Origin of the sequence: Pseudomonas sp. FeN3W, from assembly GCA_030263805.2 — a bacterium.
GTDB lineage: Bacteria > Pseudomonadota > Gammaproteobacteria > Pseudomonadales > Pseudomonadaceae > Stutzerimonas > Stutzerimonas stutzeri_G.
Genome location: CP136010.1, coordinates 3,497,632 through 3,515,629 on the forward strand (window position 1 = coordinate 3,497,632; position 17,998 = coordinate 3,515,629).

Genomic DNA, 17,998 nt, shown 5'->3' on the forward strand with positions numbered 1-17,998 from the left:
GGCTTTTGTATGGCGCGATCCCTAACTGATCAGTTGTGAGCGCGCAGTCGCCCGAGCAACTCCTGGGTGGGATGGCCATCGGCCGGCCAGCCCAGGCGTTGCTGGAAGCCGCGGATAGCCTTGCGGGTATTGGCACCGATGATGCCGTCCGGGGTGCCCGGGTCGAAGCCCTGGGCGACGAGACGCTCCTGCAGTTCAAGGCGCTCGGAACGGCTAAGTGGCTGTTCGCCGCGTGGCCAGCTCCCCGCAACCTGACCCTTGCCCTGGAAGTTCTCTGCCAGCAGGCCGATCGCCAGGGCATATGCCGAGGAGTTGTTGTAGCGCAGGATGGCGCGGAAATTGTCCATGATGAGGAATGCCGGGCCACGGTGTCCGGCAGGCAGCAGCAGGCTGGCGCTGGCTTCTTCCTGGCCGCTGGGCAGGCCGCGCAGGCCGAGGCGGCGCCATTCGGCCAGCGGTTTGCGAATCTCGGTGTCGGCCAAGGCGTAGTCGAACCCTTCGGGTAGCTCTACCTCGAAGCCCCAGGCTTTACCCTGTTTCCAGCCTGACGCCTGGAGGTAATGCGCGGCGGAGGCAAGGGCGTCGGCCGAGCTGTTCCAGATATCGCGTTTGCCGTCGCCATCGAAATCCACGGCATGGGTGTTGTAGGTGGTTGGAATGAACTGCGTCTGCCCCATGGCACCGGCCCAGGAACCGCGCATGCGCTGTGGCGCAACGTCGCCGTGCTGGAGGATTTCCAGTGCTGCGATCAGCTGGCTCTTGGCGAATGCTGGGCGGCGGCCCTCGTGGGCGAGCGTTGCGAGGGAACGGATCACCGACTTGTCGCCCATGATCTGGCCAAAGCTGCTTTCCAAACCCCAGACGGCGACCAGGGTTTCGCGATCGACGCCGTAGCGAGCCTCGATCTGATCCAGCGTGGCGGCGTGCTCGCTCAGCAAGCGGCGGCCGCTGCGCACGCGCTGCGGCGAAATGGCACCTTCCAGATACTGCCAGACGGGCCGGGTGAATTCGGGTTGGCTACGGTCCGCTTCGATCACTGCTGGATCGGGCTGGACGCCGGCGAAGGCCTGGTCGAAGGTCGCGGCGGAAATGCCGGCCGCAAGGGCTTCAGCGCGAAATTGCTCGCGCCACTGGCTGAAGCTCAGGTGGGTGGCTTCCGAACGGACATCGGCGACGGTGGCGTCGCTGGCCTGGTTGGCGGTGGGGGAGGCGTTGCTGACCAGAGTGGACTGCGCGAGGGGTTCGGCTGCACAGGCAACGACCAGGCTCATCGCCGAAGCGGCAACCAGGGTACGTAGCAGCAGAACGGGAACGAAGGTGTGATACATGCACCGCTCTCGAAACGTGTCGTCGGCCGCAGACATTATCACGCTTTGGCGGTGTTGGGTTTTCAGGCTGCCAGAAGGACCGAAGCCTCCCAGTTGATGGACTGGGAGGCTTCACGGCGGTAGCTGCCTTTGCCTTTTTTCGGCGCTTCCTGGCGGAGGCGGAACAGGGGTTGCGCAACCAGGTGCTTGGCCTTGTTCGGCCTTTTCTTGCGTGTGCTCATTCGATTCCCTCAAGGAGGCCCGGGAACGGGCGGGAGAATCATAGGCCTTGTACAAAAAATGTCCAGTGCCCTGCGGCGTGATCTCGCTCTCCCCCGATCCCGTGTCAGGCGCCGATCCGGCGGCCACTCAGCTGCAGGCAGATGTCCGCCAGCCCGATCCAGGGATCCCCGGCGGCCTGGCCCTTGATCTGCTCGTCGATGCGTTGCGCATCTCTCAGTAACTGGTTCCAGCCGGTCGTGTTATGCCGTTGCAGGGCCTTGGAAACCAGTGGGCGACGCTTGTCCCAGACTGGCGGGCGGGCCTGGCTGAAAGCGCGGTCGAGCGGAGTGCCCTGGGCATATTGCTGCGCGATATTGGCCAGCAATCGCAGTTCGCGGGCCAGCGCCCAGAGGATCACTGGCGCCTCGACGCCTTCGCCACGCAGGCCCTCCAGCATGTGCAGCGCATGGGCGGCCTGGCCGTGCAGGGCTGCGTCGATCAGGCCGAAGACATCGTAACGGGCGCTATCAGCCACTGCGGCCTGGACGGTTTCCGCGGTGACCTGCCCGGCTTCGGCCAGCAGCTTGAGCTTTTCGATTTCCTGTGCCGCGGCCAATAGATTGCCTTCGACTCGGGCGCTGATCAGTTCGACGGCTTCCTGATCCGCAGACAGTCCCGCCTGGGCCAGGCGTTGACGTATCCACTGCGGCAGCTGCGCGGCATCCACCGGCCAGATCTGCAGGAACTGCACGTCCTTGCCATCGATCAGCGCCTTGGCCCACTTGGTCTTCTGGGTGCTGCCGTCGAGCTTGGGCAGGCTGACCAGCAGCACCGTGTCCTCGGCGGGGCGGGCCAGATATTCCAGCAGCGCCGCGGCACCCTTGTCACCGGGCTTGCCGTTGGGGATGCGCAGTTCGAGCAGGCGCTTCTCGGCGAACAGCGAAAGACTCGCGCCCGCCTCGATCAGCTGGCTCCAGTCGAAGCCGCTCTCCACGTGAAACACCTGACGCTCGCTGAAGCCCTGCGCGCGGGTCGCCGCGCGGATCGCATCGCAAGCTTCCTGGCACAGCAGGTGCTCGTCGCCACAGACGACGTAAACGGGCGCCAGCGGGCCTTGCAGATGTTTGCCGAGCTGAGCGGGAGAAAGCTTCATGGTGCGAAGTCGGGAGCCTTGAGGCCCCCGTTACCTGTTACTGGATGGGCAGCTGGATGGGCGACTGTTGCGGCTGCGCGTCCTGGGCACGACGGGCAGCTTCCATGGCTTCAGCCTCGGCGCGGGCCTTGGCTTCGGCTTCCTGCTGCAGGCGGTCGAGCTGCGTCGGGGTGATGCGCTGGATGCGCAGGGTCAGCTGCTGCAGCAGCTCACGGCGCATTTCCTGGCGCAGCTGATCGCCTTCCTGGGACGAGCCGATCAGGTTGTTGCTGTCGTGCACGTAGACCTTCTGTACTTCGATGCTGTCCTCGAGCAGCAGCAGGTTCTGCGGGCCGCGGAATTCGTAATCGAGGATGCTGGTCAGCTCATACTCGGCGCTGCGTGCCGAGCTGGTGTAACTGGCGGTGCGCTGGCGGGTCTGTTCGCGGGCGAGGTTCAGGCTGTACTTGGCGCCTGGGTAAACCCGCACGCCGTTGCTTTCGAGCAGGTCTTCGAGCTGCTGAACCGTTTCGCCGTAGCTGTTGCGGGCTTGCAGATCGATTTCCTTGAGGCCGAACTCGACATCGCCAGTGCCGCGCAGCTGGAAGCCGCAGGCGCTCAGCAGCAGTGTCAGGCTCAGCACCACCAGATTCCGTTTGTTCATCTTGTTATCCCCTTGCAGGCCCGGCGCATGCGCCGGGGCCGAATCAGTTAGCGACGATATTGACCAGCTTGCCCGGCACCACGATGACCTTGCGGATCGTCAGGCCCTCGGTGAAGCGCAGTACGTTCTCATTGCCACGGGCAGCGGCCTCGACTTCCTCGCGTGTGGCCGCAGCCGGCACTTCGATCTGCCCGCGCAGCTTGCCGTTGACCTGCACCACCAGAGTCAGGCTGTCCTGCACCAGGGCCGACTCGTCGACCTTCGGCCATTGCGCGTCAATGACCGCGCCCTGTTTGCCGAGTTGCTGCCAGAGCTCGTGAGAGATGTGCGGGGTAATCGGTGCGAGCAGCAGGGCGACCGTTTCCAGGCCCTCCTGCAACAGCGCGCGGTCCTGCTCGCTGGCGGTCGCGGTTTTCTCCAGCACGTTCATCAGCGTCATCACCTGGGCGATGGCGGTGTTGAATTTGTGGTGCTGGCCGACATCGACACTGGCCTGCTTGATGGCGAGATGGATGGCGCGGCGTACGGCCTTCTGTTCGTCGCTCAGGCTGGCGGTATCCAGCGTACCTGCGACGCCGGCGCTGACATGTGCATGGGCCAGGCGCCAGACGCGCCGCAGGAAGCGGCTTGCGCCCTCGACGCCGGAGTCGGACCACTCCAGGCTCATGTCCGGCGGCGAGGCGAACATCATGAACAGGCGGCAGGTGTCGGCGCCGTAGGCATCGATCATCGCTTGCGGGTCGACGCCGTTGTTCTTCGACTTGGACATCTTCTCGGTGCCACCGATTTCCACCGGCAGGCCATCGCTGGCCAGTTTCGCGCCGATGACCTTGGCCTTGGCATCACGCTCGACGACGACGTCGGCCGGGTTGAACCAGTCCTTGCCGCCGTTTTCCAGGGTGCGGTAGTAGGTCTCGGCGACGACCATGCCCTGGGTCAGCAGGTTCTTGAACGGCTCGTTGGAGCTGACCAGCCCTTCGTCCCGCATCAGCTTGTGGAAGAAGCGTGCGTAGAGCAGGTGCAGAATGGCGTGCTCGATGCCGCCGATGTACTGATCCACCGGCAGCCAGTGGTTGGCCGCGGCCGGATCGACCATGCCCTTGTCGTAGTTCGGGCTGGCGTAGCGGGCGAAATACCAGGACGACTCGACGAAGGTGTCCATGGTGTCGGTTTCACGCTTGGCCGGCGCGCCGCACTTCGGGCAGCTGCATTCGTAGAACTCCGGCATGCGCGCCAGCGGGCTGCCGGCACCGTCCGGCACCACGTCTTCCGGCAGTACGACCGGCAATTGGTCTTCGGGGACCGGGACGTCGCCGCAGCTCTCGCAATGGATGATCGGGATCGGACAACCCCAGTAACGCTGGCGGCTGATGCCCCAGTCGCGCAGGCGGAACTGGGTGCGTGCCTGGCCGAGGCCTTTCTTCTGCAGCGCCACTTCGATGGCATCGAACGCGCCGTCGAAGTCGAGGCCGTCGAAGATGCCCGAATTGATCAGCTCGCCGTGCTCGCCGTAGGCGTCCTGCCAGGGCGCCGGGGTCTGGTCGCCGGCGCTGGTGCGTACCACCGGCTTGATCGGCAGGCCGTACTTGCTGGCGAATTCGAAGTCGCGCTCGTCGTGCGCCGGGACGGCCATGACCGCACCTTCGCCGTAGTTCATCAGCACGTAGTTGGCGACCCACACCGGCAGCAACTCGCCAGTCAGCGGATGCTGCACGCGCAGGGAAGTGGCCAGGCCTTTCTTCTCCTGGGTCGCGATGTCGGCTTCGGCGACGCCGCCACGCTTGCATTCGTCGATAAAGGTCTGCAGCTCGGGGTTGTTCTGTGCGGCGAGAGTGGCCAGCGGATGTTCCGCTGCAACGGCCACGTAGGTCGCACCCATCAGCGTATCGGGGCGGGTGGTGAAGACTTTCATCACGCCTTCGCTGCCGATGCTGGCCACGTCGTAGGGGAAGCTGATCTCCATGCCGCGCGACTTACCGATCCAGTTGCGCTGCATGGTCTTGACCTGTTCCGGCCAACCATCCAGTTCGTCCAGGCTCTCCAGCAGCTCATCGGCGTAGGCGGTGATCTTGAAGTAGTACATCGGGATTTCGCGCTTCTCGATCAGCGCGCCGGAACGCCAGCCACGGCCGTCGATGACCTGCTCGTTGGCCAGCACGGTCTGGTCGACCGGGTCCCAGTTGACGGTGCCGTTCTTGCGATAGATCACGCCTTTTTCGTACAGGCGGGTGAACAGCCACTGCTCCCAGCGATAGTAGTCCGGCTTGCAGGTGGTGACTTCACGGGTCCAGTCGACTGCCAGACCCAGGCTTTTCAGCTGAGCCTTCATGTAGGCGATGTTTTCGTAGGTCCACTTCGCCGGCGCCACCTGGTTCTTCATCGCGGCGTTTTCCGCCGGCATGCCGAACGCGTCCCAGCCCATGGGTTGCAGGACGTTCTTGCCCTGCATGCGCTGGTAGCGCGCGATCACGTCGCCGATGGTGTAGTTGCGCACGTGACCCATGTGCAGCTTGCCGCTGGGGTAGGGGAACATCGACAGGCAATAGAAGGTGTCCTTGCCGGGCTGTTCGCTCACTTCAAAGGATTTCTGCGCGTCCCAATGGGATTGCGCGGCGGCTTCGATTTCGCGGGGCTGATACTGTTCGTGCATGGCTACTGGCGTTGGGATGGGGGCTGGCTCTCCGCGAATGCGCTGTCGCGGGCACGTTGGCAGGTCCGGCGGACCTGGCGCTAACGCGACCCGGCGGGTTGCGGGCGGAGGCATGGAAGCGCCGTAGCATACATGACCCCCCGCGGCCTAGGGAAACCCCATTTGCCGTCGCTCCAGGGCTCCGTCCGTCGTACGCGTCTTGAGCGCCTCAGGCTGAGCTACGCTTGATCCAGGGGCGGGACGAATGTGAGGTGAGGTTGATGGACCGAGAGCCACGATCTGAGGACGGCAGTCTTTATGCTAGGGTGTTGCAGCGGTTGAGCTCGGCTCTGCAAGAGGCCGAACGTGCTACGTCCGGTGATGCGGATGCTGCTGGCGAGCTGGAAGTGCGCGGCCTGACGCCGGCGGAATTCGAGCTGATCCGTGCGTATCTGCAGCGTGATTCCCAATGGCTTTCCGGCTGGCATGCCGCGGCCGAGGAGCAGGCTCATCTGTCGCGTCAGGCGCTGCGCCCGGCTGTGCGCGGCGGTAGTCGACAACGGCACGGTGCGCATGGTGGTCGCCACGCGCCGCTGGCGTTGCAACAGACGCTGAGTTGCGCACTATGCAACGCCGAAGTGAGCTGGCCGGAAGGCGCCGGCCCCGCAGCCTGCCACGTCTGCGGGTCACAGCTGCTGCGCGCCCGGCAGCGCCTGCACACCTATCCGCGGCATTGAGCGGTGGCCGACAAATCCTCTGGCGGCGGCTAAAGTGTCTGCCTTTGCCGCGGAGGTCGGATGCCGATTCGCTATTTCTTCAAGCAGCTGCTTTTGCCGCCGGGCGTGCTGCTGCTCCTGCTGCTGCTCGGATGGTGGCTGCGCCGGCGCGCGCCGAAACTGGCGGCGTTGTGCTTCGTCACGGGGCTGGTTGGGCTTTGGCTGATGAGCTTGCCGGTCGTCGCCGAATGGACGGCGCGGCTGGTCGAGCGCGAGCCGGCGCTGGTCGAGACGCAGTGGGTGCAGTTGGGTGAAGAGGCCGGCGCCATCGTGGTGCTGGGGGCCGGGCGCGAGCAGAGTGATCCGGCATGGGGCGGCGATCAGCCGAGTTATGTCGCTCTCGAACGCCTACGCTATGCCGCGCGCTTGGCCAAGGCCTCCGGCTTGCCGATTCTCACCAGCGGCGGCCTGCACTATGGTCAGCCGCCTAGCGAGGCCCTGCTCGGCGTGGAGGTGCTGCAGCGCGACTTTGGCGTCGCCACGCGCTGGCTCGAAGAGCGCAGCCGCACGACCTGGGAGAACGCCCTTTTTAGCGCCGAGATGCTGCGGGCGGCGGGCATCGAGCGCGTGGTGCTGGTGACATCCGCCTCGCACATGCCGCGCTCGCGCTGGTGCTTCGAGCAGAACGGGATCGAGGTGATCGCTGCGCCGGTGGGCTTCATGGGCGTGCCCAATGGTCGGCCGTTGAATGGCTGGTTGCCGGAGGCCAAGGCCTTCTGGCAGAACGGCATTTTGCTCAACGAAGTCGTCGGTATGCTGGTGTACCCGCTCGTCTACGGCGCGGAGGGCGAGTGAGGGGATGGTGCGCCGAGTGCGCTTCCTGGCCGTAGGTTGGGTTGAGCTCCGCGAAGCCCAACGGGAGAGGCCATGGGTGACGGATTCGTTGCGTCGTGGGGTCTCTCTGCCGGGCTCGGCATTGCAATGTTGGGCTTCGCTGCTGCGCAGCTCAACCCAACCTACGGAGCGAGGCCGCCGGGATGCGTGTCCTGGCCGTAGGTTGGGTTGAGCTCCGCGAAGCCCAACGGGAGAGGCCATGGGCGACGGATTCGTTGCGTCGTGGAGCCTCTCTGCCGGGCTCGGCCCTGCAATGTTGGGCTTCGCTGCTGCGCAGCTCAACCCAACCTACGGAGCGAGGCCGCCGGGATGCGAGTCCTGGCCGTAGGTTGGGTTGAGCTCCGCGAAGCCCAACGGGGGAGGCTATGGGCGACGGATTCGTTGCGTCGTGTCCTCTCTGCCGGGCTCGGCGCTGCAATGTTGGGCTTCGCTGCTGCGCAGCTCAACCCAACCTACGGAGCGAGGGCATCGGGATGTGCTTCCTGGCCGTAGGTTGGGTTGAGCTCCGCGAAGCCCAACGGACGAGACCACAGGCGACGGATTCGTTGTGTCGTGGGGGCTCTCTGCCGGGCTCGGCCCTGCAATGTTGGGCTTCGCTGCTGGGCAGCTCAACCCAACCTACGGAGCGAGGGCGCCGGGATGCGCTTCCTGGCCGTAGGTTGGGTTGAGCTCCGCGAAGCCCAACGGGCGAGGCCATGGGTGACGGATTCGTTGCGTCGTGGGGGCTCTCTGCCGGGCTCGGCACTGCAATGTTGGGCTTCGCTGCTGCGCAGCTCAACCCAACCTACGCCTTGCGTCTGGCCAGCGCCCAGCCGAGCAGCAGGGTGCAGATCGCGATCAGCGGCCACGAGCGCCAGCGCAGGTAGGGCGTCAGGCCCCGCATCGGAGTGACGTCGCCATACAGCACGGCCTGTTCGAACTGCGGAATCTGCTCGGTGATGCGCCCATAAGGGTCGATCAGCACGGTGATGCCGTTATTCGTCGCGCGGATCATCCAGCGCCCGGCTTCCAGAGCGCGCATCTGCGCCATCTGCAGGTGTTGCAGCGGACCGATGGAACGACCGAACCAGGCATCGTTGCTTACCGTCAGCAGCAGATCGCTCTGCGCCGCGAGCCCTGCGGCGAACTCCGGGTAGACCACTTCGTAGCAGATATACGGCGCGATCTGCAGGTCCTTCGCCTGCAACAGCGGCTGGCCGGATTCGCCGCGGGCGAAGTCGGACATCGGCAGGTCGAAGAAGGCGATCAAGCCGCGCAGCAGATCCTGCAGCGGTACGTACTCGCCGAACGGCACCAGTTTCTGCTTGAGGTAGGTGCCGCTGCCGTCGCCGGCGGTGGTCAGCCCGTTGTAGTAGCGCAGTTCGCCCTCCGCGTTGGGCTGGCGTACCGGTACGCCGGTGATCAGTGCCGCATCGCGCTGCTTGGCGAAGCCGGCCATCATCTGCAGATAGCCTTCGGCGTGATCCTTGAGGATCGGCACGGCGGTTTCCGGCCAGACGATCAGGTCTGCCGGGCGGCTGCCGAAGGTCATGTCGCGATACAGCAGCAGCTGCATCTCGAGTTTCTTCGGGTCCCACTTCATGCTTTGTGCGACGTTGCCCTGCACTGCGGCGACGGTCAGCGGTTGGCCCTTGCTGGCCGTCCAGGCATGGTCCTTGAGCGCCAGGCCCGCAAGCCAGGGGGTGAGCAGCAGCACGATGACGGCGGCCAGGCGTGCTTTATCGGCAAGCAGTCGCGGGATCGCCGCGAGCAGGGTGGCGCTCAGTGCGACGGCAAAGCTCAGCAACCAGACCCCGCCGAGCGGAGCCAGTCCGGCCAGCGGGCCATCCAGCTGGCTGTAGCCGATATACAGCCAGGGAAAACCGGTGAGGATCCAGCCGCGCAGGGCGTCGAGCGCCAGCCAGAGTGCGGCGAACGCCAGCGCATCGCCAAGTGCGGAATGGCGATTGCGCAGCAGGCGCACCCAGAGCCAGCCGAGCAGGGCGAAGAACAGCGCCAGGCCGGCGACGAAGCCCAGGGTGAGCAATCCGGCCAGCGCCGGCGAGGCCGCGCCGAAGTCATGGATGCTGACGTAGACCCAGCTGACGCCCGAGGCGAACAGCCCGAAGCCGTAGCACCAGCCGCGTTGCGCCGCTTGCTTCGCTGCGGTTTCGCGCAGGCCGAGGTACAACAGCGCCACCGAGAGCAGCGCCAGCGGCCAGATGTCGAAAGGCGCCAGCGCCAGCGTGGTCAGTGTGCCGGCGACCAGTGCCAGCAGGTTGCCCGGCCATCCGGGACGGGTGATCCAGTGCATGGAAGTTCCTTGCGCAGCGGTGCGGGAAGGGAGGCTAAGGGCAACGAAGATGGCCAGGCAAGCCCGGCCGGCGGAAGAGCGTCCGCGCAGGCCCGGCTGCGCGGCGGGGCTCGTGCCGGCTTACGCGTCCGCGGTACGGCTCAGACGCAGCATATGCACGCGGCGGCTGTCGGCGTTGAGTACGCGCACGCGGAAGCCGTCGATCTCGGTCACTTCGTTACGCTTGGGCAGGTGACCGAAGGTGCTCATCACCAGGCCGGCGACGGTATCGAATTCGTCGTCGGGAAAAGCGCTGCCGAAGTATTCGTTGAAGCTGTCGATCGGGGTAAGCGCCTTGACCAGAAAATCGCCGCTGGGCAGCGGGCGGATGTAGCTGTCTTCCTCGACGTCATGCTCGTCTTCGATGTCGCCGACGATCTGCTCCAGCACGTCTTCGATGGTCACCAGGCCGGCCACGCCGCCGTACTCGTCGATGACGATGGCCATGTGGTTGTGGTTGGCGCGGAACTCGCGCAGCAGCACGTTGAGGCGCTTGGACTCCGGCACGAAGGTGGCCGGGCGCAGCAGATCCTTGATGTCGAAACTGTGCTGTTCGTCCTTGAGGATCAGCGGCAGCAGGTCTTTGGCCAGCAGCACGCCGATCACTTCGTCGAGGCTTTCACCGACGACCGGATAGCGCGAGTGTGCGGCGGCGATGATGGCGGGCAGGAATTCGCGTGGCGACTGGTCGGCCTTGATGCTGATCACCTGCGAGCGTGGCACCATGATGTCGCGTACCTGCAGGTCGGCGACCTGGATGGCACCTTCGACGATGGCCAGTGCCTCGCTGTCGAGCAGCTTGTTCTGGTGGGCTTCGCGCAGGATTTCCAGCAGCTCCTGGCGATTCTTGGGCTCATGGGCAAAAGCCTGGGTGATTTTTTCCAGCCAGGTCTTCTGCCCGCTGATCGATCGATCTTCGCTCATGTCGTTGACTCAAGAGTCCTTGCAAGTGCCCATGACGGGCGATTCTTCGGCATAGGGGTCGGGATGACCCAGTTCGGCCAGCAATTGACGCTCCAGCTCTTCCATCTCTTCGGCTTCGGCATCGTCGATGTGATCGTAGCCGAGCAGATGCAGACAGCCATGGATAACCAGATGTGCCCAGTGTGCCGCCAGAGTCTTGCCCTGTGCCGCGGCTTCGCGCTCGACCACCGGTACGCAGATGACCAGGTCGCCGAGCAGCGGGATGTCCAGCAATTCGTCGGGAACGTCTGCCGGGAACGAGAGCACGTTGGTCGCGTAGTCCTTCTGCCGCCAGGTGCGGTTCAACTCGCGCCCTTCTGCCTCGTCCACCAGGCGAATGGTCAGCTCCGAGTCGCCGCTGCGCTGACGTAGCGCCAGTTCGCACCAGCGCTGCAGATCGGCGAGCGCCGGCGCAGCGCCCGTGCTGGCTAACTGCAGGTCGAGCTCAATCATCGCTGGCGTCCTGCGCGGCACGCTTACTGGCCGGCGACTGACGATCCTCGAAGGACTCGTAAGCCTCGACGATGCGCTGCACCAGTGGGTGACGCACCACGTCCTTGGGCTTGAAGTGGGTGAAGCTGATGCCGTTGACGTCCTTGAGCACCTCGATGACATGCGCCAGGCCACTCTTGGTGCCGCGAGGCAGGTCGACCTGGGTGATGTCGCCGGTGATCACCGCGGTGGAGCCGAAGCCGATCCGCGTAAGGAACATCTTCATCTGTTCCTGGGTGGTGTTCTGGCTTTCATCGAGAATGATGAAGCTGTTGTTCAGCGTGCGGCCGCGCATGTAGGCCAGCGGGGCGATCTCGATCACCTGTTTCTCGATCAGCCGCGCCACGTGTTCGAAGCCGAGCATCTCGTAGAGTGCGTCGTAGAGCGGCCGCAGGTAGGGGTCGATCTTCTGTGCCAGGTCGCCGGGCAGGAAGCCGAGCTTCTCGCCGGCTTCCACCGCCGGGCGTACCAGCAGAATACGGCGCACCTGTTCACGCTCCAGCGCGTCCACGGCACAGGCGACGGCGAGGTAGGTCTTGCCGGTACCGGCCGGGCCGACGCCGAAGTTGATGTCGTTGTCGAGGATGGCTTTGACGTAGCGCTGCTGATTCGCGCCGCGCGGGCGGATCATGCCCTTCTTGGTACGCAGGGCGACGCCCTGGTGCGCATTCGGATTGGCCAGCTCTTCCATGCCGGATTCCTGCAGGTACAGATGCACCATGTCCGGAGAGAGCTCGGTGTTCTTGGTTTCCCGGTACAGCCGGCGCAGCAGCTGTTCGGCAGATTTGGCCACGTCGGTGGGGCCGATCAGCTCGAACTGGTTGCCGCGGTTGCGGATTTCCAGTTCCAGGCGCTGTTCGATCAGGCGCAGATGCTCGTCGAATTGGCCGCAGAGATTGGCGAAGCGACGGGCTTCAAAGGGTTCGAGGGTGAAACGATGCGGTTCTATGGGTGCGTTCAAGGGCTTTTAGTATGTGGCCGTGGTCGGCGAAGTGGTGGGGGAAGAATAGCGCCGCGGGCGCAAAGCGGAAAGCGCAGACGCGGCCCCGATGCAATCACATGGGGGCCGCATTCCCGGTTCTCAAGCTAGCAAGGTGCCACGTAGCGAGTGCGGCAGCGCGTCGTCGATGTGCACGTCGACGAACTGGCCGATCAGTCGCGGGTTGTCGCAGCGGAAATTGACGATGCGATTGTGTTCGGTACGACCCTGCAGCATGCCGGGGTCCTTCTTCGAGTAGTCGCTGACGAGGATGCGCTGAGTGGTGCCTGCCATCCGTCGGCTGTTCTCGAAACCCTGCTGATTGATGCGCTGCTGGAGGATCGCCAGGCGCTGCTTCTTCACCTCGTCCGGGGTGTCGTCGACCAGGTCCGCGGCCGGGGTGCCGGGGCGGGAGCTATAGACGAAGGAGTAGGAGAAGTCGAAGCCGACGTCTTCGATCAGCTTCATGGTCTGTTCGAAGTCCTTGTCGGTCTCGCCGGGGAAGCCGACGATGAAGTCCGAGCTGATCAGGATGTCCGGCACCGCGGCCTTGAGCCGGCGGATGCGCGATTTGTACTCCAGCGCGGTGTGGTTGCGCTTCATCGCCGCGAGGATGCGGTCGGAACCGGCCTGTACCGGCAGATGCAGGTACTTCACCAGCTGCGGGATGTCGGCATGGGCCTGGATGATCGCGTCGGAGAACTCCAGCGGATGACTGGTGGTGTAACGGATGCGACCGATGCCTTCGATCGCGGCCACGGCGTGCAGCAGGTCGGCGAAGTCGTGGCCGTCGTAGCGATAGCCGTTGACGTTCTGCCCCAGCAGGGTGACTTCCCTCACGCCGTTCTCGGCCAGGTGGACGATTTCCGCCAGCACGTCGGCCAGCGGGCGGCTGACTTCCTCGCCGCGGGTGTAGGGCACCACGCAGAAGGTGCAGTACTTGCTGCAGCCCTCCATGACCGAGACGAAGGCGCTGGGACCATCGACGCGTGGCTCGGGCAGGCGGTCGAACTTCTCGATCTCGGGGAAGGAGATGTCCACCTGCGGCTTCTTCGTGGTGCGCGCGGCGTCGATCATCTCCGGCAGGCGGTGCAGGGTCTGCGGGCCGAAGACCACGTCGACATACGGGGCGCGGTCGCGAATGGCCGCGCCTTCCTGGCTGGCCACGCAGCCGCCGACGCCGATCACCAGTTGTGGATTGTCCAGCTTCAGTTCGCGCCAGCGACCCAGTTGCGAGAAAACCTTTTCCTGGGCTTTTTCGCGGATCGAGCAGGTATTGAGAAGAATCACGTCGGCTTCTGCCGGGTTCTCGGTGATCTCCATGGCCTGGTGTTCGCCCAGCAGGTCCACCATGCGCGAGCTGTCGTACTCGTTCATCTGGCAGCCATGGGTTTCGATGAAAAGCTTGCGGGTCATGTTACGGGCCGGCGTTGTGCAAAAAATGACCGGCGATTATATGCCCACGACCGAGCAGGGGAAAGCGCGGGCGGATGCCGCAGGATTGTTCAGGGGATCTGCGGCGCGTCGGCGGCCTGCAGTTGCATCAGGTAGTCGCGGAAGATCTGCCCGAGAACCTGGGTGGCGATTTCCAGTTCGTCGCGACGCATCTGTCCGGAGACGCGGTCGGCGGTGTCCAGTGCATCGTCCTCGCCATTCACGGCGGCCATCTTCAGCACGATGTAGGCCTGCACGTTGTTGGCCTTGACGCCTTCACCGCGGAAGAACATCACGCCGAGCCGGTGTTGCGCGGCGGCATGACCGCGTAGTGAGGCCTGCTCGAACCAGTACAGTGCCTTGGCCAGGTCCCGTGGCGCACGCTTGCCGTCGTAGTGGAATTCGCCCAGCTCGTAGGCGGCTTGCACGTCGCCTTCGCTGGCGGCCTGCTGGCAGTTGCGCAGTGCTTCGGGGAGTTCTTCGGCAAGCGTGTCGAGCGCGCAGCGCGCGGTCGCCGGGATCAGCAGGGTATTCCCGCCGGCCATGGCCGAGAGAGGCGAGAGAAGCAGCAGACAGCCCAAAGACAGGATGCGGCCGGTGCGGATCATGAAATCTGGCGCCTCGAGGAGCAGGGCGGTAATGAAAGGCTGGAACGAGCCAGCCGTCACATTATGGATAAGCTGCAGTCTGCTTACAAAGCCTTTAACCGCCTGTCATCGGCTTTTTATGCGACTGCTGGAGCGTCCTCGCGTGTGCTGCCCGGCAGGTGCACCAGCAGAATGGTCAGCAGCGGGTTGGCGATGGCCAACAGCAGCGGACCCAGGTCGCCGAGCGGATTGGCGATCGACACACCGTTCGGCAGTGGGGCCATGCCCAGCAGTAGCGCGCCAGCCGCCAGGCCGGCAAGGGTCGGCAGGCGTGCCGGCCATTGCAGCGCGCCGGCGTAGATCGCCAGCAGCGCACTGGTCAGCATCACGCCGAAGGCGTAGGGCTCGTTCCAGCCCAGCTGCCGCGCCAGTTCGAAGAACACGCACAACCCCAGCACCACACGACCCCAGTTCGGTCGACTCCACACCCAGCGCCGCGCCAGGGTCAGCGCAGCGATCGCAATCAGCGGCAGGCCGAGCAGCAGGCTGGCGCGCTCCAGCCACTGCCGCGCTTGCTCCAGATCCATGCCAAGCAGAGTTGTGGCGGCGCACGCAGCGCTGGCGGCCGTCAGGATGAAGCCGAGCAGTGCGCTGAACAGCGCTGGCTGGTCCGCTTCGCCGTAACGGCGCCGGGCGCGGCCGATCAGCAGTGCGCTGGCGCCGGCAGTCAGGGCGAGCAGAATGCTCTGCAGCAACTCCATCGTCGGGCTCACTTGAGTTTGGCGAAGGCGCGCTCGGCCGCATCCAGGGTGATTGCGAGCTCGGTGTCGCCATGGGCGATAGAAGTGAAACCGGCCTCGAACGCGCTCGGTGCCAGGTAGACGCCGCCCTCGAGCATCAGATGGAAGAAGCGCTTGAAGCGGTCGGCATCGCTGGCCATGACGTCGGCGAAGGTCACGATGTCATCGGCGCCGCTGAAATACAGACCGAACATGCCGCCGACCTGGGTGGTGACGAAGGGGATGCCGGCGGCATCGGCGCGGTCCTGCAGGCCCTGCAGCATACGGCTGGTGTAGGCGCTCAGCTCGTCGTGGAAGCCCGGGCGGCTGATCAGGCCCAGCGTGGTCAGGCCCGCGGCCATCGCCAGTGGGTTGCCGGACAGCGTGCCGGCCTGGTAGACCGGGCCGAGCGGGGCGATGTGCTGCATGATGGCGCGCTTTCCGCCAAAGCAGCCGACCGGCATGCCGCCGCCGATGATCTTGCCGAAGGTCGACAGGTCCGGCGTCACGCCGTAGTAGGCCTGGGCGCCGCCGAGGGCGACGCGGAACCCGGTCATCACTTCGTCGAAGATCAGCACCACGCCATGCGCGTCACACAGGGTGCGCAGGCCTTCGAGGAAGCCTGGCGCCGGGGGGACGCAGTTCATGTTGCCGGCGACCGGCTCGACGATGATGCAGGCGACCTGCTCGCCCTTTTCCTTCAGCGTGGCCTCGACTTCGGCGAGGTCGTTGTAGGCCAGAGTCAGGGTGTGCTTGGCGAAATCCGCCGGTACCCCGGCCGAGCTCGGCACGCCCTGGGTCAGGGCGCCGGAGCCGGCTTTGACCAGCAGGCTGTCGGAGTGACCGTGATAGCAACCTTCGAACTTGATGATGGCGTCGCGGCCGGTGTAGCCACGGGCCAGGCGGATCGCGCTCATGGTCGCTTCGGTACCGGAGCTGACCATGCGTACCATCTCCATGGACGGCACCAAGCGGCAGACCAGTTCGGCCATCTCGGTTTCCATGGCGGTCGGCGCGCCGTAGGACAGCCCGTGCTCGAGCTGGCGGCGCACGGCATCGAGCACCTCGGGATGGCTGTGGCCGAGAATCATCGGGCCCCAGGAGCCGACGTAGTCGACGTAGCGCTTGTCATCCTCGTCGATGACATAGGCGCCGGCGGCGTGTTTGAAAAACAGCGGGGTACCGCCGACGCTGCGAAAGGCGCGTACGGGGGAGTTGACGCCGCCAGGGATGTGGGTTTGGGCAGCGGCAAAAAGGGTTTCGGAACGGGACATGCGGGCCTCGCAAAGCAGGGGCTGAGCGCCGAATGGCGGGTCAGCCGTGGCGGAATCAGGGGGTATTGAACAGCTGGCTGAACGCTCGGGCGCGGCGCTCGACCTCGGTCGGGCTGTCAGCGGCGAACAGCGCGTGCACCACGGCGATCATCTGCACGCCCTCGGCGATCAGGCGCGGTGCCGTTTCCGGCGTGATGCCACCGATAGCGACAATCGGCAGGCCGATGCGGGCGCGAGCTTCGCGCAGCAGTTCGGGATCGGCCGAGGGTGCCCCCGGCTTTGTCTGCGACTGGAAGAAGCGGCCGAAGGCGACATAGCTGGCGCCGTCACGCGCGGCCTGTTCGGCCAGCGGCAGCTGCGCATGGCAGGTGGCGCCGATGATTGCCTGGCGGCCGAGCAGGGCACGGGCGGCGGCCAGCGAGCCATCTTCCTGGCCCAGATGCAGGCCGACGCCCAGTCGCGCGGCGAGCTCGGCATCGTCGTTGATGATCAGTTGCGCGCCATGGCGGGCGCAGAGTTCCTGCAACGCATCGGCCTCACGCAGGCGACGGGCCTCGTCACTGGATTTGTCGCGGTACTGCAGCAGGCGGGCGCCACCTTTCAATGCGGCTTCGACATACGAGAGCAAACGGCCCTCGGCGAGCAACTTGCTGTCGGTGATGGCGTACAGGCCGCGCAGGCGGGTCGAGTCCTTCATGCGCTGCTCTCCAGTCAGACCAGGTCCAGTGGCAGGCGCCGCGGGACGAATTGCCCATGGCCGGGCGCCTCGGCATCGCGCAGGGTGCGCCAAGTGTAATCGAGCGCCGAGCGGACAGCACTGGTCAGCTCCTCGCCCAGCGCCAGGCGTCCGGCGAGGGCGCTGGCCAGGGTGCAGCCGGAACCGTGATAGCTGCCGGGCAGGCGCGCGCAGGTGAAATCGTGGCGGCTACCATCGCGGCAGTAAAGACGGTTATGCACTTCGCTTTCATCGCCGTGGCCGCCGGTGATCAGCAGGTTGCGGATATGCGGCAACAGGCGTTCGGCGCATTCGTCGGCGCTGCCCTCGGGCAGTTCGGCGAGGATGCGAGCTTCCGGCAGATTCGGCGTGGCGATGGTCGACACCGGGAACAGTCGCTCGCGCATGGCGAAGCCGACATCATCCTTGCCCAGCGCGCCGCCGCCACCGGCGCGCAGCACCGGATCGCAGACCAGCGGCACGCCGGGCAGCTTGGCCATGATCTCGAGAACGGTCTCGACCATTTGCACCGAGCCGAGCATGCCGAGCTTGACTGCCGCGATCGGCATATCGGCGATCACCGCGTTGGCCTGGGCGAGCACCCATTCGCGGTCGAGGACGCGGAAGTCGGTGACGTTGACGGTGTCCTGCACGGTCAGTGCGGTGACGGTCGGTGCAGCGTGACAGGCCTGCGCCAGAAGGGCTTCGATGTCCGCCTGCAGGCCGGCGCCGCCGCTGGGATCATGGCCGGACAGACAGAGGACGACGGGTCTTGAAGTAGGGTTTTTCATGGCGTGCGAGCTTATCACCAAACAGCGCTGGCGGGACGTGGCAGTTGTGCGTCCCGCCAGCGCGGCGCCCGCCGGCCATCGGGCCAGC

The 17,998-nt window shown here is 65.4% G+C and carries 17 protein-coding genes; 2 read left to right on the top strand and 15 right to left on the bottom strand.

Annotation, left to right across the window (positions count from 1 at the left end):
- Positions 1–29: 29 nt before the first annotated feature.
- The 5 genes from P5704_016450 to leuS all read right to left on the bottom strand — a co-directional run bounded on the left by P5704_016450 (position 30) and on the right by leuS (position 5,975).
- A complete protein-coding gene (locus P5704_016450; GenBank protein ID WOF77629.1) occupies positions 30–1,328 on the bottom strand; it encodes a lytic murein transglycosylase in 1,299 nt (432 codons plus the stop codon).
- A 62-nt stretch (positions 1,329–1,390) separates the two neighbouring features.
- Positions 1,391–1,549 (bottom strand): alternative ribosome rescue factor ArfA, encoded by a 159-nt coding sequence (gene arfA / locus P5704_016455; protein WOF77630.1) that lies wholly within the window; start codon positions 1,547–1,549, stop codon positions 1,391–1,393.
- A 104-nt stretch (positions 1,550–1,653) separates the two neighbouring features.
- Positions 1,654–2,682, bottom strand: a complete 1,029-nt coding sequence (gene holA / locus P5704_016460; protein ID WOF77631.1) for a DNA polymerase III subunit delta — start codon at positions 2,680–2,682, stop codon at positions 1,654–1,656.
- Between the two features lie 37 nt (positions 2,683–2,719).
- The gene (gene lptE / locus P5704_016465) at positions 2,720–3,325 is read right to left on the bottom strand and encodes an LPS assembly lipoprotein LptE (protein ID WOF77632.1); all 606 of its coding nucleotides are present in this window, start codon (positions 3,323–3,325) and stop codon (positions 2,720–2,722) included.
- 43 nt (positions 3,326–3,368) lie between these two features.
- Complete coding sequence (gene leuS, locus P5704_016470) at positions 3,369–5,975, bottom strand: leucine--tRNA ligase (protein ID WOF77633.1); 2,607 nt, start codon at positions 5,973–5,975, stop codon at positions 3,369–3,371.
- A 260-nt stretch (positions 5,976–6,235) separates the two neighbouring features.
- Between leuS and P5704_016475 the strand changes: the two genes are divergently transcribed.
- Together P5704_016475 and P5704_016480 are read left to right on the top strand one after the other, a co-directional pair.
- Positions 6,236–6,691: a hypothetical protein gene (locus tag P5704_016475; protein ID WOF77634.1), complete on the top strand. Its 456-nt coding sequence runs from the start codon at positions 6,236–6,238 to the stop codon at positions 6,689–6,691.
- 60 nt (positions 6,692–6,751) lie between these two features.
- The gene (locus P5704_016480; GenBank protein WOF77635.1) at positions 6,752–7,525 is read left to right on the top strand and encodes a YdcF family protein; all 774 of its coding nucleotides are present in this window, start codon (positions 6,752–6,754) and stop codon (positions 7,523–7,525) included.
- 823 nt (positions 7,526–8,348) lie between these two features.
- Here P5704_016480 and lnt read toward each other — a convergent pair.
- From lnt to P5704_016530, 10 genes are all read right to left on the bottom strand, one after another.
- Positions 8,349–9,857 (bottom strand): apolipoprotein N-acyltransferase, encoded by a 1,509-nt coding sequence (gene lnt, locus P5704_016485; GenBank protein WOF77636.1) that lies wholly within the window; start codon positions 9,855–9,857, stop codon positions 8,349–8,351.
- A 120-nt stretch (positions 9,858–9,977) separates the two neighbouring features.
- Positions 9,978–10,820: an HlyC/CorC family transporter gene (locus P5704_016490; GenBank protein ID WOF77637.1), complete on the bottom strand. Its 843-nt coding sequence runs from the start codon at positions 10,818–10,820 to the stop codon at positions 9,978–9,980.
- 9 nt (positions 10,821–10,829) lie between these two features.
- A complete protein-coding gene (gene ybeY / locus P5704_016495; GenBank protein WOF77638.1) occupies positions 10,830–11,312 on the bottom strand; it encodes an rRNA maturation RNase YbeY in 483 nt (160 codons plus the stop codon).
- Positions 11,305–12,312 carry a PhoH family protein gene (locus P5704_016500; GenBank protein ID WOF77639.1) on the bottom strand — a complete coding sequence of 336 codons (1,008 nt, stop codon included), beginning with the start codon at positions 12,310–12,312 and terminating at the stop codon, positions 11,305–11,307. The genes ybeY and P5704_016500 overlap by 8 nt, the downstream gene beginning before the upstream one ends.
- A 120-nt stretch (positions 12,313–12,432) precedes the next feature.
- Complete coding sequence (gene miaB / locus P5704_016505; GenBank protein ID WOF77640.1) at positions 12,433–13,746, bottom strand: tRNA (N6-isopentenyl adenosine(37)-C2)-methylthiotransferase MiaB; 1,314 nt, start codon at positions 13,744–13,746, stop codon at positions 12,433–12,435.
- Between the two features lie 89 nt (positions 13,747–13,835).
- Complete coding sequence (locus P5704_016510) at positions 13,836–14,372, bottom strand: tetratricopeptide repeat protein (GenBank protein ID WOF77641.1); 537 nt, start codon at positions 14,370–14,372, stop codon at positions 13,836–13,838.
- A gap of 116 nt (positions 14,373–14,488) precedes the next feature.
- Positions 14,489–15,112 carry a hypothetical protein gene (locus P5704_016515; protein WOF77642.1) on the bottom strand — a complete coding sequence of 208 codons (624 nt, stop codon included), beginning with the start codon at positions 15,110–15,112 and terminating at the stop codon, positions 14,489–14,491.
- 8 nt (positions 15,113–15,120) lie between these two features.
- Positions 15,121–16,404, bottom strand: a complete 1,284-nt coding sequence (hemL, locus tag P5704_016520) for a glutamate-1-semialdehyde 2,1-aminomutase (GenBank protein ID WOF77643.1) — start codon at positions 16,402–16,404, stop codon at positions 15,121–15,123.
- Between the two features lie 55 nt (positions 16,405–16,459).
- Complete coding sequence (gene thiE, locus P5704_016525) at positions 16,460–17,101, bottom strand: thiamine phosphate synthase (protein WOF77644.1); 642 nt, start codon at positions 17,099–17,101, stop codon at positions 16,460–16,462.
- Positions 17,102–17,115: 14 nt separating this feature from the next.
- Positions 17,116–17,910 carry a hydroxymethylpyrimidine/phosphomethylpyrimidine kinase gene (locus P5704_016530; protein WOF77645.1) on the bottom strand — a complete coding sequence of 265 codons (795 nt, stop codon included), beginning with the start codon at positions 17,908–17,910 and terminating at the stop codon, positions 17,116–17,118.
- Positions 17,911–17,998 lie beyond the last annotated feature (88 nt).